Origin of the sequence: Ottowia thiooxydans DSM 14619, assembly GCF_000422885.1 — a bacterium.
GTDB lineage: Bacteria > Pseudomonadota > Gammaproteobacteria > Burkholderiales > Burkholderiaceae_C > Ottowia > Ottowia thiooxydans.
On record NZ_AUGX01000012.1, the window covers coordinates 1 to 22924 of the forward strand.

The window sequence follows — 22924 nt, forward strand, 5'->3', positions numbered from 1 at the left end:
CGCGTGCCCCCTCCCCAACCCTCCCCCAGCGGGGGAGGGAGCTGAAGTCAAACGCTGAGGGCAGGCCGGGCATTGCCACGCTAGATAGGCTGCATCTGCCCCGCTCCTGTCCCACCTGAAACTACTTCAACTTCTGCAATTGCTGCAGCTCTTCCCTGGTGTTGGCGTTGAAAAACGCATCAGCTTCTTCAAACACAACTTCAATCACGCGGTGCTGTGCGGTCCATTTGTCGAACTTGCGTTCGCCTGAGTGCAGATAGGCGACCAGGCTATCCATCAGATCGGTGCGCAGCAGGCAAAACACCGGCTGCCTTCGCACTTCGCCTTCTTCCAGCGTAGACACCATCGCGATGTCTGCGCCCTGATCTGCCGCGGCCGTAGCCAAACGTTCGACAAAGTCCTCCGGAAACTCCGGCGTATCGCACGGCACCGTTACCAGCCAAGGGGATTCGGCCCGTTCCATTCCAGTGAGCAAACCGGCCAGCGGGCCAGCATAGCCTTCGACGGAATCAGGCCAGACAGGCGCCATGGCTTCGTAGGCCGAGAGATTGCGATTGGCGCTGATCATGGTGGCTCCCACCTGCGGCTGCAAACGCAACAAGGCGTGCAGCGCCAAGGGCACCCCGCGGTGGTTTTGCAAGCCCTTATCCACCCCGCCCATGCGGCTGCCCCTGCCGCCTGCCAGCACCAGGCCAGTGATGTCTTCTTTGCGAATGATGTTGCCGCTCATGTCTTTTCCACTCACGTTTCCAGCAGGTCAAAGGCCTGCGCTTCCACCAACATAAAAGCCCGCGTCATTGCGGCAATGGCTCGCCACAGCCGCGCACCCGGCTGCTCGTCTACGGCATCACACAGTTGCTCGACCCAGGTCTGCACATGGTTGCGGAAAAAACGACGCTGCTGCTCGAGGTTGCTCACGCCGGCATCGTCTCCGGCGATGAGGTAGCGCATCACTTCGAACACGTAGGCAATGTGGTCTTCAGTTTCGAATTGAGCGGAATCGCGCGTCAGGCCCAACGCGGCCAGATCAGTCCTCAACTGCGCGAGCGGCTTCTCGTTCATAAAGCCGGCTAGAAAGTATGACCCGTAGGCAAACACCTCAGGCTTGCCCACACCCTGAAACAACGCGGCAAACTCTTGTGCGGCAGATTCCACAGTCATTTCTCGGAACGTGGCCACCAGCGCCTGCCAGGGCGCTTCAAGATATCCACCGGCTTCCGGGGCTTCAGTCACGGCGACGCTGAACTGCTCGAACAGGGCCGCGTCCGGTGGTGCAAACCATAGGCGCGCAAGCAAGCCGTAGAGTTCGGCGCGGGCGATTTCTTCGCTGAAAGGCTCAGTGCTGATGGGCTGGGTAGTCACAGTTCAGTAATGCGTTGTTCGTTGGAATTGGAATACATGTCAATGACTCGGCAATCCGAGCACATCTTGAGCCGCGAAGCAGCAGCGCCCTGAAACGCCGCATGACCTGCAAGCTTGGCAATCATGTTTTCAATGCCGAGCCGCGTACCAAAGGGCTTGGCACAGCGCACGCAATGAAAAGGCTGCGCTTCGTGCAATACGCGGGATTGAATCCTCGTGCGGCCACCATCAGCCAGCAAGAGACGCGGTTCCAGTTCAATGGCATTCTCAGGGCAGGTGGTCTCGCAAAGACCGCATTGCACGCAGTTTTTCTCTATGAACTTGATCTGCGGATGATCGGGATTGTCAGCCAGCGCGCTGGAAGGGCATGCGCCCACGCAAGACAGGCACAGCGTGCATTTGCTGGCGTCCACTTTCAAGCTGCCGTAAAGCGCACCGGCTCTGGGAAGCGCAATCACATCGGGCACTACCGCAGGAGTGGGCATGTGCGAGAGCAAATGCGATATGGCCATCTCCAGCGTGCCACGTTTGTCCGAAAGAATGTTGAATGCGGAAGGTTTGGAAACACCCTGCGCGGCAGGCACTTGCAGCGCGGCATCCAGCGCGCTGATCGCAGAGGCCGTAATCAACCTGAAATGCTCACCGGCAAAACCCAAACCGCTCACAATCGCCTGGGCCTGTGCCATCTGCTCGTTCAGGGCTTGCAGGTATTGCGGGGCCTCGGTATCACCCACCAGCACCCACACCTGATTGGCCCCTTGCGCAAAGGCCGCCAGCCATACATCCAGGCCCACGCTGGCGTTGTGCCACAAGGCCAATGGCAGCACACGTGCGGGTACGCCGTGAGCGCGGCCCGTACTGGCTGCCCGGCCCAGAGCATTGATGCGCTCAGTGCCTTCTTTCTGGCTGTGCAGCAGCAACGCAGCCTGGCGACCACCAGCCGCGGAATAGGCGCTCAGCATCGTGTGAATGCGCCGGCCCAAATCCACAGGGCCGGGATAAGAAAAACTCAGTGCACCTGTGGGGCAGACGGTGCTGCAAGCACCACAGCCCATACACAGATGGGGCTCAACCACAATACCTGCAGTCAGGGGTGCCGCCACGCCGCGCGTGCGGCCAGCGGTCTTTCCCTTGAGCAAAGCGTCAGAACGGATAGCCTGGGTGGAGCACACATCAATGCACGCCGAACAGCCGATTTGCTGGTTGCGGCTGTGCGCGCACAGCCGCTGCTCGTAGTGAAAGTATTTGGGCTTTTCAAACTCGCCCACCATTTCACGCAGCTCCATCACCACGCGAATCAGCTCATCATCGCCCGCCGCGTGGAAATAGCCCTGCGGTGGCTCGTGCATGGTGAAAGCCGGTGTTGCTTGCAAATCCAGCACCAGATCAAAGCGCCCTTCATCGGTGCGTGCGCTGCGATTGAAGTCAATGGCACCGGCCGCCTGGCAGGCGGTTACGCAGTCTCGGTGAGACGTGCAACGAGACAGATCCACCTGGTAGCTGAAGTCAATAGCGCCTTCAGGGCATGCCGAAATGCAGGCATTACAGCGCGTACACAAATCCAGATCGATAGGGTTGGAACTCTCCCATGAGGCATCAAACGCGCCTAACCAACCTGTCAGACGACTCAGACGTCCTCGCATGACCACGCGCTCGTGTTGTTGAGGCAGCTCGCCTCCATCTACCAGCAGCGTGACGTCCAGTGGGCCCTCCAGCATCGTTGCGGCAGCTTCAGCGCGAGGACCATTGCCAATAACGAGGCAGCGCCCTGCAGAGCGATAGCTGACGGTAGAGACCGGTTCGGGCGGCGGTAGTTGCGCCGCAGCGATCAACGCCGCCAGCTTGGCAGTAGAGGCAGCGCCATCACGCGACCAGCCGCCGGTTTCGCGCACGTTGACGAAGCGGATGGGCCGCTCGGCAAGACCGGGCGCGCCCTCCGTTTGCTCAGCCAGTTCCTGGAACAGACGGCTCTCCTGCGTGCAGGCCACCAGCAGTTCTTCGCCCAACTTGGCGGCGCGCTGAAACGCTGGCGCTTCGCGCCGGCAGAGCACGGAGTGAACATCGGAAACACCTGCAGCGCTAGCCTTGGGTGTTGCCTCCAGCGCCCGAGCCAGGGCCGGGCGGTCCAGGGTCATGGTGCGATTGCAATCGCAGATCAGGGTCTTCATCGTGTGCTTTCATCGCAGCCGCATCGGGATTTGCGGCGTGTGAAATGGCCTCCGGTACATTGCCGGCAGCGCATTCGTGGGGAATTTCTTCTTGGTGACCTGTGGGCGCGCGCAATGCTTCTTGCGCACTGGCCTCGGTTGACACTTCTTCGGGTTCAACCAGACCCAGGTACGCCGCCTGAGCCATTTTCTTGAGCATGGATGCCGGCAGCGGATCAGGCGTGTTGTAATCTTCAATATAGGTGTCCAGCCCATCCATCACATTGAAATGAGGATCGGTGAACAGCTTTTTGAGCGCCGCATTGCGCACATCACCGCTGACTTCCGGCGTCACAAAACGCGTGAAATCAGACTCTTTATGAAGTGCGGCCACATCATCCAAAGTGGGCGGTGCGGGCTTGGTTTGTGCATCGCTCGTCTGCAACCCAAGGCTTGGCGAAACTTCTGTCGGCAAGGCCCCAGGAACTGCCACTTCAGACGTGGGTTCAGCAGCAGGCGCATCGTTTTGCCTGGCCCGCACCTTGCGCTGGGACCAGCGCGAAAGAAAGCCGTCGTTTTCTGCCATAGCGTTCAGAGCCGCTTTTCCGGATCAACAAACGAAGCAGGACGCTTGCGCTTTTTAGGCTCCGGACGGTAGTGAATATCTACATATTCCTGCAGTGCAGCGCGCACGCCTTCATCAAGCGGGCAGTTGTCGACACGCTCTTGCGCATCAAGCCAGCGACCGCATTCGTTGTACGACAGGCTCACGCTTTCAGGCCAAGCCTGAGATGGGTCTGCATGGTCAATACGCCACATCACAAACCACACAGGCGAGCCGGAAGTGAGGTTCAGGTAATAGCCTTCGGCTTCATCACGGTACAGGGTGACGGGCAGGTTGGGAAACAACCATTGGGCTGATGTTCCGTCATCACGCAGCACCCGATGCTCCTCACCAAAACCGCCGTCGTCAATCACCACCTCAGCTACCGTAAAGCGCCATTCTTCCCAGCGGGAGGGTTGCCGCACGCGGTCTATACGCACCGCAGCGCGCAGGGTTGGGGGATTGTCGTTGACGAACACTATGGAAATACCGTGGTTTGACGCTTCAAGGCGTCTTTTGATGATGTCTTAGAAACAGTTTAGCCCAGCCACTCATTTCCACACTCCCAAGTACTAACCCTAGTCAAGTTGTGAGGTCTAGAGCATATGCTTATAGGGTAATATGGTCGCAGTCCCCGCGATAAAGCCACAAGAGGTTCAGCCAAATGTCTAAGCCAGACCCCTCGCGCGATGAGCGCAAGCATGCCCTTTCACGCCGTACCGTATTCGCCGGTGCGGGTGTCGTAGGTGCCGCCGCAGCCGCAGCTGCTGTGCTTCCCGGTGTTGTTCAGCAGTCTGCTTCAGTTGCTGCCGCCAAAGTAACCCCAGCGTCCACCGAGGGTTATCAGCTCACCGAACATGTGAAGCATTACTACCGGACCGCCAAGGTCTGAGCGGGAGGAACAGCACATGCAACTCACCCGTAAAAACAGCTCCGCCCTCGGTCGCCCTGCGCATTCGGGCATGGTCGCCAACCTCGCACGAGGCCTCGCGCACGCCGTACCCACCATTGACCGCCGCGCTTTCCTGCGCCGCTCTGGCCTGGGTGTAGGCGCCGGCATTGCAGCCTCACAATTGACGCTGGTCAAGAAAGCCGATGCCGCTGATACAGCCAAGGCCGGCAATGGCACCGGCAAGGTCGAAGTCAAACGCACGGTATGCGGCCACTGCTCCGTGGGCTGCGCGGTGGATGCCGTGGTGGAAAACGGCGTCTGGGTGCGCCAGGAACCGGTGTTCGACTCCCCCATTAACCTGGGTGCTCACTGCGCCAAGGGCGCCGCACTGCGCGAGCACGGCCATGGTGAGTTTCGTCTGAAATACCCCATGAAGCTCGTCAACGGCAAGTACGAGCGCATCACTTGGGACACGGCGCTGACCGAGATCACGGCCAAGATGCTGGAGCTGAAAAAAGCCAGTGGCCCGGATTCCATCTTCATCGTGGGCTCCTCCAAGCACAACAACGAGCAGGCTTACCTGCTGCGTAAATGGATGTCCTTCTGGGGCAGCAACAACACCGATCACCAGGCTCGCATCTGCCACAGCACCACAGTGGCTGGGGTGGCAAACACCTGGGGTTATGGTGCCATGACCAACTCCTACAACGACATGCAGAACGCCAAGGCGGCGCTCTATATTGGCTCCAATGCCGCTGAGGCGCACCCGGTGTCCATGCTGCACATGCTGCATGCCAAGGAAACGGGTTGCAAGATGATCGTGGTGGACCCCCGTTTCACCCGCACGGCCGCCAAGGCTGACGAATACGTGCGCATTCGCTCCGGTACCGACATTGCCTTCCTCTTCGGTGTGCTCTACCAGGTGTTCAAGAACGGCTGGGAAGACAAAAAATACATCGAGAACCGTGTTTACGGCATGGATAAAGTGCGTGAAGACGTCTTGGCCAAGTGGACACCAGACAAGGTGCAAGAAGTTTGCGGCGTAGATGAAGCCACCACCTACAAAGTAGCCAAGATCATGGCCGAAAACCGCCCCAGCACGCTGGTGTGGTGCATGGGCCAAACGCAGCACAGCATTGGCAACGCCATGGTCCGAGCCTCTTGCATCTTGCAGTTGGCTCTGGGCAACATCGGTAAATCAGGCGGTGGCGCCAACATCTTCCGCGGCCACGACAACGTGCAAGGCGCCACCGATGTGGGCCCCAACCCTGACTCCTTGCCTGGCTACTATGGTTTGGCCGAAGGCGCTTTCAAGCACTTCGCCAACACCTGGGGCGTGGACTTTGAGTGGATCAAAAAGCAGTATGCGCCAGGCATGATGACCAAGTCCGGCATGACTGTGTCACGCTGGGTTGACGGCGTGCTTGAGAAAAATGAGCTGATCGACCAAGACAGCAACCTGCGTGGTCTTTTCTTCTGGGGCCATGCACCCAACTCGCAGACCCGCGGTCTGGAGATGAAGACCGCGTTAGACAAGCTTGATCTTCTGGTGGTCATTGACCCCTTCCCTAGCGCCACGGCGGCCATGGCCGCCATGCCTGGCAAGCCCGGTGAGCTGAACCCTAACCGCGCCACCTACCTGCTCCCGGCCTGCACGCAGTTCGAGACCAGTGGTTCCTGCACGGCCTCCAACCGCTCCCTGCAGTGGCGCGAGAAGGTGATTGAGCCTCTGTGGGAGAGCCGCACCGACCACATGATCATGTACCAGCTGGCCGAGAAGCTGGGCTTTGGCAAAGAACTGGTCAAGAACTACAAGATGCAAAAGGTCAAGGGCATGGACGAGCCCGTGCCTGAGGACATCTTGCGCGAAATCAACAAGTGCGTCTGGACTATTGGCTACACCGGCCAAAGCCCGGAACGCCTGAAAGCCCACATGCGCAACATGAACGTCTTCGATGTGAAGACGCTGCGCGCCAAGGGCGGAATTGATAAGGAAACCGGCTACAAGCTGGATGGAGATTTCTTCGGCCTGCCTTGGCCGTGCTGGGGCACTCCTGAGCTGAAACACCCAGGCACCGCCAATCTGTACGACACCAGCGCACACGTGATGGATGGCGGCGGGAACTTCCGCGCCAACTTTGGAGTGGAGCGCGAAGGGGTTTCGCTGCTGGCGGCTGATGGCTCGCACAGCAAGGGCGCTGACCTGACCACTGGCTACCCAGAGTTCGATCACCTGCTTCTCAAGAAGCTGGGCTGGTGGGGCGAGCTGAGCGAAGCCGAGCAAAAGGCCGCCGAAGGAAAGAACTGGAAGACTGACCCCACGGGCGCGATCATCCGCGTGACCATGAAAAACCATGGCTGCCACCCTTTTGGCAATGCCAAGGCAAGGGCCGTGGTGTGGAACTTCCCAGATCCTATTCCGCAGCACCGCGAACCGCTGTACAGCACGCGCGCTGACCTGATAGACAAGTACCCCACGCACGACGACAAGAAGGCCTTCTGGCGTCTGCCCACTCTCTACAAGAGCGTGCAGGAGAAGAACAAAGACATCGGCAAGACTTTCCCGCTCATCATGACCTCAGGCCGTCTGGTCGAGTACGAAGGCGGCGGCGAAGAAACCCGTTCCAACCCTTGGCTGGCTGAATTGCAGCAAGACATGTTCGTTGAGATCAACCCGCGTGCAGCCAATGACCGTGGCATACGTGACGGCGATGACGTGTGGGTAAAGACCCCGCCGATGGCTGCGGTGCCTGAGTTCAAGGGCCTGAAGGTCAAAGCCCTGGTCACCGAGCGTGTAGACGCAGGCACCGTGTTCCTGCCCTTCCACTTCTCCGGCCGCTGGGGCGGCATGGACCTGGCCAAGTACTACCCAGAAGGCGCCATGCCCGTCGTGCGCGGCGAAGCGGTCAATACCGCCACTACCTATGGTTACGACAGCGTCACGATGATGCAAGAAACCAAGACCACCGTGTGCCAAATCGAAAAAGCCGCATAAGGAGAACAACATGGCAAGAATGAAGTTCATATGCGACTCCGAGCGCTGTATTGAATGCAATGGCTGCGTGACCGCCTGCAAGGCCGAGAACGATGTCCCGTGGGGTGTAAACCGCCGCCGTGTGGTCACCATGGGCGATGGCCAGCCGGGCGAGAAAAGCATTTCAGTGGCCTGCATGCACTGCAGCGATGCACCCTGCATGGCAGTGTGCCCGGTAGATTGCTTTTATCGCACCGATGAAGGTGTGGTTCTGCATGACAAGGATGTGTGCATTGGCTGCGGGTACTGCAGTTACGCCTGCCCGTTTGGCGCGCCGCAGTTCCCCAGCAATGGGGCCTTTGGCATGCGCGGCAAGATGGACAAATGCACGTTCTGCAATGGCGGCCCGGAAGAAACCGGCAGCGCTGCAGAAAACGAAAAATACGGCCGCAACCGCCTCTCCGAAGGCAAGCTGCCCGCCTGCGCAGAAATGTGCTCTACCAAGGCCTTGCTGGCTGGCGACGGCGACGTCGTAGCCGACATCTTCCGCACCCGTGTGCTCCACCGCGGCAAGGGCAGCGAAGTCTGGGGTTGGGGTACTGCTTACGGGAAGCCAAAATCATGAAGCACAACCAAGCTCAAAATCCAAAATTGCGACTGGTTTTGGTTGCAGCGGCCATGACCGTGCTTCTGGCCGCCTGCAGTGAAAAACCGCAGACCGCGGGCACCACGCATTCATCCGCTGACGATAAGCCATGGAACGGCGGCAAGAAAGCTTTCGACGCCCCCGGCTGGACGCCCGGCGACAAGGCCAGTTGGGAAGCGCAGATCAAACAGCGCAACCGCAGCCAAAACGAATACGTGCGCATGGCGCCGTAAACCCAAAGCGGAGGCTCCCACGATGAAAACGGTGTTCTCTCGCTGGTTGGCTGTAGGCCTGCTCGGCGCCGCCAGTGCGTTGGCACAGGCGCAGCCATCTCCTGCTGCGCAGCCGGTGGCACAAGCTGCCGCAACCGCGGCGCCGGCCGCGACCCCGACCGACGCATCAACCCAGGCAACCCCTGCGGCTGCCGTAGCTGTAGATGCAGCCAAAGGCCCGCCTGCTGGTTTTGTCGCACCTGCCGAACCCAAGGCGGATGACAGCAACGCAGCGCGCGGTAAATCGCAACCCGGCAACAATGCACCTTTCTGGCGCGGCGTACGTAATTCCGGCGAAGTGTCCGGCATCACGAATATCAAGGGTGTGGAAACAGGCGTGTTGATCCAGCGCTTTGAAAACTACCCTGGCGCGAGCTACGCCACGGCGGGTGAAGCATGGCGGCAAGTGCGTAATCGCATCATCATTCCTTACGGCGGCTCGCTGATGCTGGTCGTGTTGGTGGCCATTGGGATCTTCTACGCTACGCGTGGCACCATAGGCCACAAGCATGCAGACGAAGGCAAACGAATTGAGCGTTTCACTCCGTTTGAGCGCTCTGCCCATTGGCTTAACGCCATTGCGTTTGTGCTGCTGGGCATTTCCGGTCTGGTCATGGCATTTGGAAAATTCTTGCTGTTGCCGTGGATGGGCCACACGCTCTTCGGGTGGATCACCTTCGGTTTGAAGACCCTGCACAACTTCGTCGGCCCGCTGTTTGCCGTGACATTGCTGGTCATCATTGCCACCTTCCTTAAAGACAATCTCCCCCGTGCATGGGATGTGGCATGGCTCAAAAAAGCTGGCGGCCTTTTTTCTGGCCAGGAAGTACCTTCACACCGGTTCAACGCGGGTGAAAAAGGTGTTTTCTGGATGGGCGCGTTTGTGCTGGGCATCACCATTGTGGCGTCCGGGCTCGTTCTGGATCACCTGATCCCAAACATGCTCTACACCCGTGGCCAGATGCAAGTGGCCCATATGTTCCATGCCGTTGCCGCCGTGCTGATGCTGTGCATCATCTTCGGCCATATCTATCTGGGCACTGTGGGCATGCATGGCGCATACAAAGCCATGCGTACCGGCTATGTCAGCGAAGGCTGGGCCAAGGAACACCACGAGCTATGGTACGACGACGTCAAGGCAGGCAAGATCCCGGCACAACGCTCCGGCAAAGCTTCCTCCGGCGGCGCCGCGCCACTGCCCACCACCCGCGAAGCCTGAAGCACGCAACGCCCAAGCATACGGAGACTCCACATGAAAGCCCACATCGCGCTGATGGCTCTGGCTCTGACCGCTGGCAGCGCCATGGCCAAACTGCCAGCCCTGTCTGACGAAGCCAAGGCCAAGGCGGCTGAAGCCGCCGCCAAAACTGCCTGGAGCGACAAGATCGCCGGCTACCAACTGTGCCAATCCCAGGATCGCGTGGCGGCGAGCTACCTTACGCAGGCTCGCGCTGCCGGCAAGACCGTGCAACCCGTGACCACACCACCTTGCGCGGACCCCGGCCCTTTCAGCTACACCCCGCCCGAGCCCAAACCCATTGAAGCCTCTGGTGCACATTCGCCTCCTGCGACTGCGGCCACGCCCCCCAGTACAGGCCAACCCACCGCCGCACCAACCGGAAACAAACCCTGATCCCCCTTTCGCTTCCAGCGGCGGAGAGCGCGCTAGGTTTTGAAACATCAACGCCCACGCTCGCTCCCCTGCCCTCAGCGCCGCGCATGACCCATGCCGGTGTCGCTCTCCTACGCGACATCGAAATTCTTGACCAGCATGGCGTGCGGCGCAGCATCCAGATTCCCGCGGAACGCCCGCTCACCGTGTTCATTGACAAGCGCGAGCTCGTCACCCTGATGACCCTGGGTGTGCGCCCCGAGCTTCTGGTGCTGGGCTATCTGCTCAACCAGCGCCTGATTACCCGGTTGACAGATGTGACCTCCATCACCGTCGATTGGGAAGTGAACGCCGCCGCCGTAACTACCAGCGCGGGCATTGCCGATCTGGAAGCGCGCACCGCGCACCGCACCGTGACCACAGGCTGCGGCCAGGGCACCGTGTTTGGCGACGCCATGACCGCGCTGGGTGATATTCAATTGCCAAACGCGCGCTCTGCACGCATCACCCAAACCCAGCTCTACGGCCTGCTAGACACCTTGCGCCAGCGCGACAGCGTGCATCGCCGTGCGGGTTCAGTTCACGGCTGCGCACTGTTCGAAGGCAAGCGCATGCTGGTCTTTGTAGAAGACGTGGGCCGCCACAACGCCATTGACACCATCGCAGGCTGGATGCTCATGCACGGCGTTACGGGGGCTAACAAGGTGTTCTTCACCACCGGCCGACTGACCAGTGAAATGGTCATCAAGGCCGCACAGATGGGCGTGCCCATCGTCGTTTCGCGCAACGGCGTCACCGCCATGGGGCACGATCTTGCATCGCAGCTGGGCATGACACTCTTTGGCCGCGCCGCCAATCGCCACTTTCTTTGCTACACCGGCTTCGACCGGTTCGACGCCGAACCCGAGTTGCAGCCCGAAGCACAGCAACAGCCAGAAGTGCACGCTATCGCGGACTGAGTTCCAGCGCCGGCACCGGCCATGGTAAAACCCGTGGCAAATGAACACCATGACCAACAGCTGGGCGCTGGCTTGGCAACTCATCACCCAAGCCGATTCTGAGCTCGTTCACATCACCCTGCTTTCGCTGCAGGTCAGTGCGACGGCCTGCCTCGTCGGTTCCCTGATCGGCCTGTTGCTGGGTGCGTGGCTTGCAGTGGCCAGGTTCCCGGGACATGGCCTGCTCGTCTGGCTGGTCAACACACTGCTAGCGCTTCCTGCGGTGGTGGTCGGTCTGCTGGTGTACTTGCTACTATCAAGATCCGGCCCCCTGGGCGAGCTGGGCATTCTGTTCACACCGCCCGCCATGGTGGTGGCACAAAGCGTGTTGGTCACCCCGCTGATTGCCGCACTGTCTCGCCGCCTGGTGCTCTCAGCACTGGCCGAAGGCGGCAGCCAGTTGCAATCCCTGGGAGCACGCCCACTCACCGCATCCTTGCTGATGCTCGTGCATGACCGCATGGGCGTGGTCACCGTGCTGCTTACCGCATTCGCCAGAGCCATTGCGGAGGTCGGGGCCGTCATGATTGTGGGTGGAAATATCGCTGGCGTTACCCGCGTGATGACCACCACCATCGCACTTGAAACCAGCAAGGGCGATCTTGCCTTGGCGCTCGCCTTGGGCTTTGTGCTGCTAGCGGTGGTGGGCGTGGTCAACGGTGCCATCGGCTTGATGCAATGGCTTAGCAATCGCCAGCAGCACAAACTCCAAGTGGCCAATGTGCCATTGCCCACCGCGCCCACACAGCCCGCCAACTCCACCCCAGACCTGATCACCGCTGCACCCTCGCCCCTTATAGTGATCGACCAAGCCACCGTGCGCTTCAGTCAGGTGGTCGCATTGAGTAAAGCAACGCTCACGCTGAACCGCGCTGATCGCCTGATTTTGGTAGGCGCCAACGGCTCCGGAAAAACCACGCTGCTGCGCCTGATGCACGGCTTGCTGCCCTGTGATGCAGGCCGCTGCGAACATCTGCCGCTTCAACCTGAAGGCCGGCTGCCCCGCGCCTCCATGCTGTTTCAGCGCCCGTTCCTTCTCAGCCTCTCCGTGAAGCGCAACATCTGGCTCGGCCTCTGGCTTTACGGTGTGCCATCAAACGAGCGCCGTGAACGTTGCCAACGAGCCCTGGCCCGCGTAGGCCTGCTGGAGCATGCAGAGCGCCCTGCCCGCCAGCTTTCGGGCGGCCAGCAGCAACGCCTTGGACTTGCTCGCGCCTGGGCCTTGCAGCCCGACATTCTTTTTCTGGATGAACCCACGGCGAGTCTGGACCCCAGCGCTAAAGCAGAAATTGAACGCCTGATAGAAGAAGTGGCCGCCACGGGCGTGACCATTGTGATGAGCACGCACAACCTGGGGCAAGCCAAACGACTGGCCACACGCGTGGCTTATCTCCAGGGTGGCCAGCTCATTGTGCAGAGACCGGTCCAGGAGTTTTTTGAAGGTGAACCGCTGCCTACCGAAGCTGCGCAATTTTTACAGGGCGAACTCGGCTGGCGCTGAGGTCGTGTGGGATTCCGCCGCGCATGAGCGGGTTACTGCGATCCCAGTACGTGTCCGTTGACTGTGCTGCCATACATCGAATCTGCCGGGTCGTCATGGTACTTCTTGCGTGTAGCCTCCACTGTGCCCAGGAAGCGCGGATCTTGCGGACGCTCGTGGCTGTTCATGAATATCGCCACATCCCACGCATCCTGCTCGCTCAGTGTGCCGCCCTTACCCAGCGGCATATTGGCCTGAATGAAGCCCGCCGCATTGCCAAGTTGATGCATGCCCGCGCCCCAATTGAAAGACCTCGGCCCCCATAGCGGCGGGAACACTTGATGATCACCGGCACGCTGGCCCAGGCCATCCGCACCGTGGCACAGCGCGCAATTCTGGGCATAAACCTTCTCCCCGCGCGCGTAGTCAGGCGGCAGAGCGGGTGCCTTGAGTTTGGGGAAACCGCTGCCCGGCAGGGTTGCGCCCACCGGTGCCCCCTTGGCGAGCCAGAACGCATAGGTCTGTAGCGCTGTAATGATCTCGTCGTCCAGCGGCGGCGCCTTGCCGTTCATGCTGAACTCAAAACAACCCTGGATGCGTGCGGCCAGTGTGTCAACCTTGCCAGTCTTGGTGCGGAAAGCGGGGTAGCGGACGAATGCCGCCCACATTGGCGCTGCATCAGGCTTGCGACCCGCATCGAGGTGGCAACTGGCGCAGTTGAGGTCATTGCCGACGTAGCGGGCGGCGTACTTGCCAGTCTGCATGAAGATCTGCTCGCCCAGGCGAACGACCTTGCCGTAGTCACCGCCAGGCATAGCGCTTTCCGGCGGTGGAGAAAACGCGGTGCTGACAACCGGAGCCTTGGCGGCGGCGACGGGCGTGGCCTGCGCCGAAGATGCTGCCATGGTTATGGATGTTGCGGCATTCTGCGCTGTCTGCTTTGTCTGTGGAGTCTCGAGTGCGTTAAGAGATCGATCGAGGATGATGTTCCCGCCAATCACCACTCCCAGCGCGATCACGACAGCGCCGCCAGCGAAGAGGGCCAGACCATTGAAGCGTGGCTTCTTTGTGCCGTTACCAGACGATGGTGTGCTCATGGCTGGCGCCCCTTGCTAGTAGGTTGGACGGTTTTGGTCGTGGCCTTCGCTGCCTCCTGGCTGACCGCGGGTGCCGCGGTGAGTCCGGCATAGTAGACCGCGACAGCGTCGACGTCATTGTTGGACAGCTTTTCCGCCACCGCCGACATCAAGCCCAGCGGCCCGGGTGTCCGTGTGCCTGACTTCCAGGCTTGAAGCTGCTCTGTGATGTAAGCAACGGGCAGCCCCACAAGCGGCGGGAACTGGGTGCCAACACCGCTGCCCCCATACCCATGGCATTGTGCGCATGCGGGTAGCTGATCTGCCCAGCGTCCGCGCGTGGCGAGCCACGCCCCAGTGTTGTCTGGCGTAGGCGACGCCATGTCATCCGCCAGGAACGGAGGCTTTAACTGGCTGTAATACACCGCCAGCGCGGTGCGCTCAGTGGACGAAAGCTTCTCCACAAGAGGCTGCATGATGGCGTTCTTTCGGCTCCCATCGGCGAAGGCGTCGAGTTGTCTCTGCAAATAGGCCTGCCCTGTGCCGGCCAACCGCGGAAAGGCCGCGCTGCCTTCGCCTTGCGCGCCGTGGCAAGCGATGCAGGCCGCCACGCCGGGTGGCGTGCTCTGGGTAGTGATCTGCCGCCCCTGAGGTACGGTGGCCTGCTGCGCCAGCGCCGGAGCATGACTCACAGCAATAGCCCCTGCCATGAGCATCGGCGCCAAGCGCCACTCACGCCCGAACATAACGACCTCCTTCACATTGGCTTCCGGCGATCGCGATCGTATTCGCGTCCGCGGCTACATCACGTGCATCCAACATGGCCACTACCGCTTCGGCGTTGACACAAACACGCGCCGCGCCGGCAGTAGGCGCATGCACAAGGATGCGCAGTTCGGAACCGTTGGGGGTAGTCATCGGGGTCTCCTTTTGCCTTCTTGTAGATCTCAATCCCAGGACATTATCAAGACGCAGCGTATATTTTTCGAGCGGCAATATTAGTACATTTGTACCATTTTTACGATACACGGGTGGCAATACAGCTCGCTAGCAGCCCTTCCACGGGAGCATCACGCTGAATAGCTCAGGCAAGTAGGTGCGCAGGGTACTCATCGTACGTGGCGATCAGGCTGGCGGTAAGGCATCTACGGCCCAGTCAAAAAATGTGGATCTAAAGTATTCAAAAAATCCAATTCCTGGCGTTCCAGAGTCCCGCAACGACGACGAGGATTACACTTTTACACCTATTGATTTAGGTAAAAAGTGATCCCCATCAATTTCCCTTTTGCAAGAACTCTCCGGGACATCGCGGCAACATTCCCGACTCCCATGTTCCTGAGCACCACCATGCGGGTGGCGTGGGTGCTGTCTATTGCTTTGCTATGGGCACCGGCCAGTGCAGCGCCTAGTTGGTTCGTTCCGTTAGATGCCCAGGGAGTCACCATGACCTCCGCAGGCAGTCATGCCTGCGTGCTAGACACCGGTACCCAACTGATCTGGTCAAGTGAAGTCTTGCCCGCGAGTTGGGTCTCAGCCAACACCGTGGCCGCCAACTACAGCCGCTGCGGCCATCACATGGCCTGGCGCGTTCCAACCCGGCGCGAACTGACCGATCTGTACCGCGGCACCGTCAACTACCAGATCGACGAGACATTCTTCCCTCAACCTTCCGTGCGCAAGTATTGGAGTAACGACGAAAGCAACTCCTTGATGGCCTGGGCGCTTGAAGCAAAAGCCAGCGGAGGAATGCGCGAAACTTTCAAAACCCTCTCGCTCCCAGTTCGTCTTGTGCGCTCCAAGCAAATGCCAGAGATCTCGGGGCTCGTGGTGACACCAGAGCGAGGAGGAGCCTCGGCCAACGTTCAGGTGACTTCAGATCGGGATGGCAGAGGTTACTGGGAAGTATGGCCAGCCACCACCGGCGCACCCAGCTCAGGTGCGCTGATGCAAAGCGGCCAGAGAATGGTTCTCAATGAGAAGCAGGATGAGGTTTTCTCCGTGACGGGGCTGCAGCCCGGAACAGCCTACGCACTCTACTTTTCTGCTACCGCGAGCGGCAGCTTCTTGCCAACACCAGTCATGACGCTTCGATTCACCACACCGAATCTCTTGGGAGCAGCGAGGCCATCAGTTGCCCCGGTACCAGTGCCTGCGGTGTCGCCATGGGGCCTGGGTGTGCTGTCTCTCGGGTTAATTTTTGCGGGGTGGATCAGCGTTCATCGGACAGCTTCATCGGAACGCAAGCAGAGCAGGCCTACATTGCCTTGATGCGACATGCGGATGTTTCGACTGCTTTCAGGCTGGCTTGCGAACGGGCAATAGCGGCCAGAACCTGACGTTAAGACAATTAGAGCGGGTTACCTTTATGAGCCGGAGGTGCCAACTTCGACAGGCATCTCCTGAACATGCAGCATCATTCACTGTATGTAAAGTACATATCTTTTAACTCCATTCAAATTCTCTATGCGCCAACCGCAGCGTGTTGCTCTTGTGACGGGATCCACTTCAGGTATTGGAGAGGCGATAGCGCGCCGGCTTTCTAAAGAGGGCTTCGCTGTCGTTTTGCATTCACGCAGTTCTGTGGAGGTGGGCATCTCTATGGCGCGTGAGCTGGGTGAGGCTATTTATGTGCAAGCAGACCTCGCTGTTGACGCTGACCGGATACGACTGGTGCAAGAGGCCGTCGCGCAATGGGGGCGTTTAGACGTCGTAGTGAACAATGCCGGAATCAGCCGCGTGATTGCACATGCCGATATGGCGGCTGCTACTCCTGACATATGGCACGAGCTGCATGAGGTCAATGTGATTGCGCCGTTTCGTATCGTTGCAGAAGCGGAAGCCGCACTGCGGGCGTCTGCAGCTGCTGGAACGCCTGCTTGCGTGATTAATGTGAGTTCGCATGCGGGTGTTCGCCCAAAAGGGGCTTCTATCCCCTACGCCGCAACGAAAGCGGCGCTGAATCATGTCACGCGCTTGCTGGCGATCTCATTGGCTCCAGATATTCGTGTAAATGCTGTCGCTCCTGGGCTTGTGGATACGCCGTTGACCGCTGACTGGACGCAGGCCCAGCAGATGTGGAGAGAGCGTGCACCCATGCGGCGGGCAGCAAGCCCTGAAGATATTGCACAAGCGGTGTCAATGCTCATTGAGTCCAACTATTTGACGGGCGACATTTTGCTTTCTGATGGTGGATTGAATCTCACGTAACGCTGAAAAGGCAGCCTAGGTCGGTTTGGGGTCGAGAGCACAAATTCGCCTGCCGGCGCTGAAGGGCGAAGACCCGGCTGAGCAGTCGCTAAAGCCAATGCTCAGCCTTTCAGTTTGCCGCAGAACCCGGATCGGCTTCCAGCTTTGGAGTGATCAGCCGCAGCGCCTTGAACTCGCCAGGCAGCTTGAAAACCTCCAACCCAAGTGCTGAACCAAAGAGGCAGCGTGCGCCTTGCGGCCTTCTGCCCCCGAAAGCGCTTCAGCCCTCAATAGCGTTCCGGCACGTACATATCCGCAGGTACAGGGTGGCGCGTGTAGTCCGCGTGGTACACGCGCTCCGGCAACACCACTTCGTCGTGCACCACAGGTTGGTACGGGATCTGTTCGAGGAAGTGGCTGATGCAGTTCAAGCGTGCCTTTTTCTTGTCCACGGCTTGTACGATCCACCATGGAGCTTCCGGGATGTGGGTGCGCTCCAGCATGGTCTCCTTGGTCTTCGTATAGTCTTCCCAGCGGCTGCGTGCCTCTACGTCCATGGGGCTGAGCTTCCACTGCTTGAGCGGATCATGAATGCGAGCCAGGAAGCGGGACTCCTGCTCCTCATCTGTGATGGAGAACCAATACTTGATGAGGCGAATGCCTGAACGTACCAGCATGCGTTCGAACTCAGGCACGGAACGGAAGAACTCTTCGTACTGATCTTCAGAGCAAAAACCCATCACACGCTCTACACCCGCCCGGTTGTACCAACTGCGATCAAACAGCACAATTTCCCCGCCAGCAGGCAGGTGTGTAGCGTAGCGCTGAAAGTACCACTGCGTGCGTTCGCGATCGTTAGGTGCAGGCAGTGCAGCAACACGGCACACACGCGGATTCAGTCGCTGGGTAATGCGCTTGATGACGCCGCCCTTGCCTGCGGAGTCACGGCCTTCAAAGATCACGACCACCTTTTCCTTGCTGTGCTGTACCCAGTCCTGCAGCTTGACGAGCTCGCCCTGCAGGCGCAGCAACTCACTGAAATAGGTGCGCCGGCCAAGTTGGCCTTCGGGGGCATCGTCGCTGATACCCAGCGCTTCGAGGACGCTGGGGTCACCCAGGCCAGCGTCGTCGATTTCCTGCTCAAGTTCCTCGTCGTAGCTGTCCACCAGATCGCGGCTGATGTTGCGAATTACCTGCTCGTGATGGGGAATCTCTATGCGATCGTTCATGGCGAATATTCAAGAGTTGTCTAGATAACTGGCCATGCTATGAGCGCTTCATGTCGAAGAAATGACGCTATTTCTCCTCAGGGTATATCCGTCACAAAGCCGCTACACCCTGGTCATCATCTTGTCACTTAAGAGCCATAGACTCCCCACGGCCGTGCCAGGGAGGTGCGGATCTCTGCATCCTGGACCCAAGGTCATCCGCCTTCAAAAAAGCGGGCCACAACCAAACACCAAATCCATGGAAATCGATATCTTTAAAGAATTGCTGGTGCCTGTCATCGGCGGGTTAGGCATATTTTTGCTCGGACTTGAATTCATGTCCGACGGCATCAACAACCTGGCCGCCAACAAGATGCGGGCTTGGCTAGCCAAACTGGCGGGCACACCCGTCAAAGGCCTGGCCGCGGGTACATTGATCACAGGCGTGCTTCAGTCGAGCACAGCGATGACAGTGATGGTCGTGGGATTGGTCAACGCCGGTGTGGTGGGGCTGCGGCCAGCCATCAGTGTGATCATGGGGGCCAACATAGGCACCACATTGGGCAATGGACTGATTGCGTTGCCGCTGGGGCCACTGGGGCTCATTAGTGCTGGCCTGTTTGGTCTGGTGTACGTGTTTGGAAAAACTGCCAAGACGCGCAACATCGCCCTCGCCGTGATTGGCTTCTCGTTGATCTTCTATGGCCTGAATCTGTTGACGGGCGGTCTCAAGCCGTTGCGGAACATGCCTGAAGTGATGTCTGCTATTTCGAGCCTGCGGGCCGACAGCTTCACTGGCCTGGCCATCTGCGTACTGACGGCTGCCGGCATCACTGCCATGATCCATTCGTCCTCCGCCACCATCGGTATCGTGATGGGCTTGGGTGCCGCGGGCATTCTGGATTGGCAGACCGCTGTAGCGTTCTCGCTCGGTGCAGACCTGGGCACCACCATCACCTCATGGATGGCTTCGTTGAACCTGTCAAAGACAGCCAAACGCGCTGCCTACGCCCATATCTCGTTCAACTTCATCGGCGTGGCCGTGATGTTCCCACTGTTCTTTCTTTCCATGGATCTATTGCAGTGGGTGATGAGCATGTTCGGCATGGATGTCGCCAAGTCCGTAGTGGTGGATGGCAAGGAAACATTCCCGTTGGTGCCGCTGGCGGTCGGGCTGTATTCCATAGGCTTCAACATCTTCAACACCGTACTCATGTTCCCGTTCATCGGTGTGTTCGACCGAGTGCTCTCGCGCATCGGCTCAAGCCGGGATGACGAGGAAGACTACTCCTTGCCACGCTTTCTGGACCGTGGCGCCCTGGGAGACTTCAACGCAGGCGTGGCCAACGTGAGCAGAGAACTGGGGCGTTACACCCAAGGTACCAGCTTATTGATGACTGCCGCCCGAGGCGACGAAACGGCACTGAAGAACGTCGGCGATCATGAGCTCGCTTTGGATACCCTGAGCAAGGAAATCCGCGGCTATACAGCACAACTGTTCAAGAACGACCTGACGCCGCACCAAACCAACCTGCTCGCCAGCTTGATCGAAGAAGAAGACTTCAGCGCCAGCCTGACGGAGACTCTCTCGCAGATTACCCGCCGCATCGAACGCCAGCTCTTTTCCGCCAACGGCCAGGCTATCGTCTCGGCCGTACTGGATATCGTGGAGCCCGCCGTCAAGAATGGCCCACAAGGCGTTTACCTGCCACAAGTGCATTCCGGCCAAATTGCCGCTTTGCGCGAACGCAGCCTCGACGCCGCGCAAAAACTGAACTGGGATGAGCGTGGTGCCATCCTGACGCTGCTGGGTAGCGCTGAGCGTGCATTGAATCTGGTTCAGCGCATTGCTGACGAACGCCAGTCCGTCTCGCGCGAACTGGACGCTGGCCGCGCGCCCACTGCAGATCAAACACTCCCCGGCCCACTTGCCGTCCCGGCCTAAGGACAGGCATGCCTACGAAGCCCACCTATTTCACGGCGCGCCGACGGCTCCTGCAACTGGCAGGTACCGGCGCTCTGGCCGGTTTTGCAGCGCCGCTGGCGTTCGCACAGGACGAATATGGACAAGCACTGCTCAAGGGTGCTGGTTCAACCTTCGTACAACCGCTGATCCAGCAATGGATCAAGCAATACCGTGACGGCCAGTTGGGCGCTCACCACGCAGCGGGCAATGCCGGGCTAGACGGCGACATGCTTGGCCGCGCCGCGCTGGACTACGAAGCCATCGGCTCGTTGGCAGGATTGCAACGCCTACAGGCCAAGGCCGTGGACTTCGCTTTTAGCGAATTACCGCTGTCCGGCCGAGCGCTGAGCGCGCAGGGGCTGCTGCAAGCTCCCATCGTGCTGGGTGGCGTGGCCATCGTCGCCCACGTGCCTGGCCTGAAGGCCCCGCTGCGCCTTGATGGTGCAACCCTCGCCGCCATCTACCGCAACCGTATCAAGAGCTGGAACGATCCAGCCATAGCGGCGCTGAACCCGGGTGCCACCCTGCCCGCCCTGGCCATTGTGCCGGTGCACCGTATCGAAGGATCGGGCACCACCTACACACTGACCCGCTATTTATCTACTCAAGATACCGAATGGCGCGATGCGGTCGGTGTGGATGCCGTAGTGGGCTGGCCCGGGAATGTTTCTGCGCGCGGCAGCAGCGGAATGGCACGCACCGTTAGCGCCACTTCCGGCGCTATCGGTTATCTGGACGCCGTACAAGCGTCTGCGGCACGCTTGAGCGTGGTTCAGCTCAAAAATGCTGCGGGGCATTTCGTTGTCCCAAACACGGCGGCCATCGAAGCGGCTGCACGGTCTTCTCCGCCCTGGCGCGCTGAGCCAGGCCAGGACGAGCTGCCTACCTACGTGAATGCGCCCGGCAGCGCAAGCTACCCCATTGCTGCCACGGTGTTGGCTGTCTTGAACCAGCTACCCGCAAAAGGCGGCGACCGGCGTGCGCGCAACTTCCTGGCATGGGCGCTTGCCAATGGGCAGAGTAGCGCCCGCAACCTCGGCTATGTGGCCCTCCCGGCATCCACGGCCCAGCAGGTTCGCGCACAACTGCAACTGACTTGAATTTACCCGGCCTGCGGCAGCTTTTGAACTCGGGGCCAGTGCTTATCGGCAATGGCGCCAAAGTACTGGTCAACGATGACGAGAAAAGCCGCAAACTGACAGGATCGTGGGGGCAATCTCTCTCAGCCGTATTGCAGTCATCGAACGCATCCGAACCACGATAGCGTTCGGTTTGCGTGCTGCAGTGGCAAAGGGTTCGCTGGAAAGCGCATCAATTCCTTGCTGACGAAGCTGCAAGGCGACCTCCTCGCACCGCCCACCGCTCGGCAACGGCAACCAGAGCGTCCAACCAGCGCGGGACGGACTCTTTGGCTTGAGTCCTGCGCCCGAGATCGCATCCCATAGCTGCTTTGCGTGCTCAAGCTGAGCGCTCTGTAAGGAAGCAAGCAAGCCCTCGCCAAGCCAAAGATGGGCAAGCTCCGCAACCAGTGGTGGCGTAGCCAGCCCCCATGAAAGTGCCTCCCGCTCCGTTGTTGCCCCCAGCGGTCTGGGTGCGACGAGGTACCCGAAACGCAGCCCATCTCCCATGACGCCTGAAAGGCTGCCTATGAGCCCCGTTCGCTCAGGCGCAAGCTGCGCAAACGTCCGCGGAGCGGTGGGAGCAAGATGGTTGTAGGTGACATCTTCGAGGAGAACCACCTCGTGTTCACACGCCAGCGCAGCAATGTCGCGCCGCCGCTGCGCTGGTACAACCCAGCCAAGCGGAAGGTGGGCGGTGGGCATGCAGTGCAAGGCAGTGATACGTTTGCGGCGAAATAACTGTTCGAGGGCTTCCGGCACCGGGCCATGCTGGTCAACCGGGACCGGCACGACATCGAGGCCCAGCTGTTCACTCACCAACCGCCATCCGGGGTATGTGATCTCATCCACGGCAACTCGCTGTCCGCGCTTCAGCGCAACGAGCGCTGCCAACCGCATTGCAGCCATGCCGCCACCTGCGGTCGCGATCTGCGCAGGATCAATCGTGAGTCCTGCGCGCTCAAGGTGCATTGCCAGCCCCCGCCTGATGGATGGGCTTCCAAGAGAGCTAACTTGTGCCGCCAGCCGTTCGATATTAGGTAACGCCGATAAGCTTCTCAAAGCACGCCGCAGCGTTGGGGCGTCTATAGACTCCGCGGTCCGTGCCATGGTCGTATAGCGCACGGCCTCTGATAGAGCACCGGCCCCGATGGGACGTTCTCGCACGAACGTCCCACGCCCAACCTCCCCGATGATCAGGCCACGACGTTGCAGCTCTGCATAGACGCGCGTTGCGGTGCTCAGGCCGATGCGTTGCTCTCTTGCAAACTCGCGATGAGTAGGCAAAGCGCTGCCGCCCGGAAGGAGACCATCCCCTATCGCTTTGGACAGTTCGTTAGCGAGGTGCTCGTAGAGCTTCAATGTACTCATGACAATGTGACT

Annotated in this window: 22 protein-coding genes; 12 read left to right on the forward strand and 10 right to left on the reverse strand. The window is 59.8% G+C overall.

Annotated features, from left to right (window positions below; genetic code table 11):
- Positions 1-121: 121 nt before the first annotated feature.
- The 5 genes from mobA to G518_RS0110935 are packed head-to-tail and all read right to left on the reverse strand — an operon-like array spanning position 122 to position 4592.
- A complete protein-coding gene (mobA, locus tag G518_RS0110915) occupies positions 122-718 on the reverse strand; it encodes a molybdenum cofactor guanylyltransferase MobA (protein ID WP_028602577.1) in 597 nt (198 codons plus the stop codon).
- Between the two features lie 23 nt (positions 719-741).
- The gene (locus G518_RS0110920) at positions 742-1362 is read right to left on the reverse strand and encodes a TorD/DmsD family molecular chaperone (protein WP_028602578.1); all 621 of its coding nucleotides are present in this window, start codon (positions 1360-1362) and stop codon (positions 742-744) included.
- On the reverse strand, positions 1359-3530 hold the full coding sequence (locus tag G518_RS0110925) for a 4Fe-4S binding protein (RefSeq protein ID WP_028602579.1): 2172 nt from the start codon (positions 3528-3530) through the stop codon (positions 1359-1361). Before G518_RS0110925 ends, G518_RS0110920 begins: the two co-directional genes overlap by 4 nt.
- Complete coding sequence (locus tag G518_RS0110930; protein ID WP_028602580.1) at positions 3442-4095, reverse strand: DUF3306 domain-containing protein; 654 nt, start codon at positions 4093-4095, stop codon at positions 3442-3444. The genes G518_RS0110925 and G518_RS0110930 overlap by 89 nt, the downstream gene beginning before the upstream one ends.
- Positions 4096-4100: 5 nt before the next feature.
- Positions 4101-4592, reverse strand: a complete 492-nt coding sequence (locus G518_RS0110935) for a DUF3305 domain-containing protein (RefSeq protein WP_245597954.1) — start codon at positions 4590-4592, stop codon at positions 4101-4103.
- Positions 4593-4777: 185 nt separating this feature from the next.
- On the opposite strand from G518_RS0110935, the gene G518_RS0110940 reads away from it, so the two are divergent.
- The 8 genes from G518_RS0110940 (at position 4778) to G518_RS0110975 (ending at position 13008) form a co-directional block, all read left to right on the forward strand.
- Positions 4778-5005, forward strand: a complete 228-nt coding sequence (locus G518_RS0110940) for a hypothetical protein (protein ID WP_028602582.1) — start codon at positions 4778-4780, stop codon at positions 5003-5005.
- 16 nt (positions 5006-5021) lie between these two features.
- Positions 5022-8000, forward strand: a complete 2979-nt coding sequence (locus G518_RS0110945; RefSeq protein WP_028602583.1) for a formate dehydrogenase subunit alpha — start codon at positions 5022-5024, stop codon at positions 7998-8000.
- 10 nt (positions 8001-8010) lie between these two features.
- Positions 8011-8604 (forward strand): formate dehydrogenase FDH3 subunit beta, encoded by a 594-nt coding sequence (gene fdh3B, locus G518_RS0110950; RefSeq protein WP_028602584.1) that lies wholly within the window; start codon positions 8011-8013, stop codon positions 8602-8604.
- Positions 8601-8858: a hypothetical protein gene (locus tag G518_RS0110955; RefSeq protein ID WP_036594364.1), complete on the forward strand. Its 258-nt coding sequence runs from the start codon at positions 8601-8603 to the stop codon at positions 8856-8858. Before fdh3B ends, G518_RS0110955 begins: the two co-directional genes overlap by 4 nt.
- Positions 8859-8880: 22 nt before the next feature.
- Positions 8881-10116: a formate dehydrogenase subunit gamma gene (locus tag G518_RS34695; RefSeq protein ID WP_036594367.1), complete on the forward strand. Its 1236-nt coding sequence runs from the start codon at positions 8881-8883 to the stop codon at positions 10114-10116.
- 33 nt (positions 10117-10149) lie between these two features.
- Positions 10150-10530 (forward strand): hypothetical protein, encoded by a 381-nt coding sequence (locus G518_RS0110965; RefSeq protein ID WP_028602586.1) that lies wholly within the window; start codon positions 10150-10152, stop codon positions 10528-10530.
- Between the two features lie 86 nt (positions 10531-10616).
- The gene (locus tag G518_RS0110970; RefSeq protein ID WP_051236421.1) at positions 10617-11468 is read left to right on the forward strand and encodes a formate dehydrogenase accessory sulfurtransferase FdhD; all 852 of its coding nucleotides are present in this window, start codon (positions 10617-10619) and stop codon (positions 11466-11468) included.
- Positions 11469-11517: 49 nt separating this feature from the next.
- Positions 11518-13008, forward strand: coding sequence for an ABC transporter permease (locus G518_RS0110975; RefSeq protein ID WP_245597955.1), 1491 nt, complete (start codon positions 11518-11520; stop codon positions 13006-13008).
- Positions 13009-13040: 32 nt separating this feature from the next.
- Here G518_RS0110975 and G518_RS0110980 read toward each other — a convergent pair whose 3' ends face one another.
- From G518_RS0110980 to G518_RS0110990, 3 genes are read right to left on the reverse strand one after another with little or no spacing between them, the layout of a single operon-like run.
- Positions 13041-14084: a c-type cytochrome gene (locus tag G518_RS0110980; RefSeq protein WP_084651692.1), complete on the reverse strand. Its 1044-nt coding sequence runs from the start codon at positions 14082-14084 to the stop codon at positions 13041-13043.
- On the reverse strand, positions 14081-14809 hold the full coding sequence (locus tag G518_RS34700) for a c-type cytochrome (RefSeq protein ID WP_051236423.1): 729 nt from the start codon (positions 14807-14809) through the stop codon (positions 14081-14083). The genes G518_RS0110980 and G518_RS34700 overlap by 4 nt, the downstream gene beginning before the upstream one ends.
- Entirely contained in the window at positions 14796-14981 is a 186-nt protein-coding gene (locus G518_RS0110990) for a hypothetical protein (RefSeq protein WP_028602590.1), read from the reverse strand. Before G518_RS0110990 ends, G518_RS34700 begins: the two co-directional genes overlap by 14 nt.
- Before the next feature lie 411 nt (positions 14982-15392).
- On the opposite strand from G518_RS0110990, the gene G518_RS0110995 reads away from it, so the two are divergent.
- A complete protein-coding gene (locus G518_RS0110995) occupies positions 15393-16331 on the forward strand; it encodes an Lcl C-terminal domain-containing protein (protein WP_028602591.1) in 939 nt (312 codons plus the stop codon).
- A gap of 195 nt (positions 16332-16526) precedes the next feature.
- Positions 16527-17270 carry an SDR family NAD(P)-dependent oxidoreductase gene (locus G518_RS0111000; RefSeq protein WP_028602592.1) on the forward strand — a complete coding sequence of 248 codons (744 nt, stop codon included), beginning with the start codon at positions 16527-16529 and terminating at the stop codon, positions 17268-17270.
- Positions 17271-17536: 266 nt separating this feature from the next.
- Here the strand turns inward: G518_RS0111000 and ppk2 are convergent, their stop codons facing one another.
- Positions 17537-18478 carry a polyphosphate kinase 2 gene (ppk2, locus tag G518_RS0111010; protein ID WP_028602593.1) on the reverse strand — a complete coding sequence of 314 codons (942 nt, stop codon included), beginning with the start codon at positions 18476-18478 and terminating at the stop codon, positions 17537-17539.
- Between the two features lie 238 nt (positions 18479-18716).
- On the opposite strand from ppk2, the gene G518_RS0111015 reads away from it, so the two are divergent.
- Both G518_RS0111015 and pstS read left to right on the forward strand, forming a co-directional pair.
- Positions 18717-20402: a Na/Pi cotransporter family protein gene (locus tag G518_RS0111015; RefSeq protein ID WP_028602594.1), complete on the forward strand. Its 1686-nt coding sequence runs from the start codon at positions 18717-18719 to the stop codon at positions 20400-20402.
- An 8-nt stretch (positions 20403-20410) separates the two neighbouring features.
- Positions 20411-21523 (forward strand): phosphate ABC transporter substrate-binding protein PstS, encoded by a 1113-nt coding sequence (gene pstS / locus G518_RS34705; RefSeq protein WP_051236425.1) that lies wholly within the window; start codon positions 20411-20413, stop codon positions 21521-21523.
- 69 nt (positions 21524-21592) lie between these two features.
- On the opposite strand, the gene G518_RS0111025 is transcribed toward pstS, so the two are convergent.
- Positions 21593-22912, reverse strand: a complete 1320-nt coding sequence (locus G518_RS0111025) for an aminotransferase-like domain-containing protein (RefSeq protein ID WP_169457928.1) — start codon at positions 22910-22912, stop codon at positions 21593-21595.
- Positions 22913-22924: the final 12 nt, after the last annotated feature.

Excerpts from the sequence above, each read along its gene's own strand:
- G518_RS0110975 (WP_245597955.1), top strand. The coding sequence starts at position 11,518 with ATGACCAACAGCTGGGCGCTGGCTTGGCAACTCATCACCCAAGCCGAT.
- G518_RS0110930 (WP_028602580.1), bottom strand. The coding sequence starts at position 4,095 with ATGGCAGAAAACGACGGCTTTCTTTCGCGCTGGTCCCAGCGCAAGGTG.
- G518_RS0110940 (WP_028602582.1), top strand. The coding sequence starts at position 4,778 with ATGTCTAAGCCAGACCCCTCGCGCGATGAGCGCAAGCATGCCCTTTCA.
- G518_RS0110995 (WP_028602591.1), top strand. The coding sequence starts at position 15,393 with ATGTTCCTGAGCACCACCATGCGGGTGGCGTGGGTGCTGTCTATTGCT.
- G518_RS0110980 (WP_084651692.1), bottom strand. The coding sequence starts at position 14,084 with ATGAGCACACCATCGTCTGGTAACGGCACAAAGAAGCCACGCTTCAAT.
- G518_RS34695 (WP_036594367.1), top strand. The coding sequence starts at position 8,881 with ATGAAAACGGTGTTCTCTCGCTGGTTGGCTGTAGGCCTGCTCGGCGCC.
- G518_RS0110925 (WP_028602579.1), bottom strand. The coding sequence starts at position 3,530 with ATGAAGACCCTGATCTGCGATTGCAATCGCACCATGACCCTGGACCGC.
- G518_RS0111025 (WP_169457928.1), bottom strand. The coding sequence starts at position 22,912 with ATGAGTACATTGAAGCTCTACGAGCACCTCGCTAACGAACTGTCCAAA.
- G518_RS34700 (WP_051236423.1), bottom strand. The coding sequence starts at position 14,809 with ATGTTCGGGCGTGAGTGGCGCTTGGCGCCGATGCTCATGGCAGGGGCT.
- fdh3B (WP_028602584.1), top strand. The coding sequence starts at position 8,011 with ATGGCAAGAATGAAGTTCATATGCGACTCCGAGCGCTGTATTGAATGC.
- G518_RS0110965 (WP_028602586.1), top strand. The coding sequence starts at position 10,150 with ATGAAAGCCCACATCGCGCTGATGGCTCTGGCTCTGACCGCTGGCAGC.
- G518_RS0110970 (WP_051236421.1), top strand. The coding sequence starts at position 10,617 with ATGACCCATGCCGGTGTCGCTCTCCTACGCGACATCGAAATTCTTGAC.
- ppk2 (WP_028602593.1), bottom strand. The coding sequence starts at position 18,478 with ATGAACGATCGCATAGAGATTCCCCATCACGAGCAGGTAATTCGCAAC.
- G518_RS0111015 (WP_028602594.1), top strand. The coding sequence starts at position 18,717 with ATGGAAATCGATATCTTTAAAGAATTGCTGGTGCCTGTCATCGGCGGG.
- G518_RS0110990 (WP_028602590.1), bottom strand. The coding sequence starts at position 14,981 with ATGACTACCCCCAACGGTTCCGAACTGCGCATCCTTGTGCATGCGCCT.
- G518_RS0111000 (WP_028602592.1), top strand. The coding sequence starts at position 16,527 with ATGCGCCAACCGCAGCGTGTTGCTCTTGTGACGGGATCCACTTCAGGT.
- G518_RS0110945 (WP_028602583.1), top strand. The coding sequence starts at position 5,022 with ATGCAACTCACCCGTAAAAACAGCTCCGCCCTCGGTCGCCCTGCGCAT.
- pstS (WP_051236425.1), top strand. The coding sequence starts at position 20,411 with ATGCCTACGAAGCCCACCTATTTCACGGCGCGCCGACGGCTCCTGCAA.
- G518_RS0110955 (WP_036594364.1), top strand. The coding sequence starts at position 8,601 with ATGAAGCACAACCAAGCTCAAAATCCAAAATTGCGACTGGTTTTGGTT.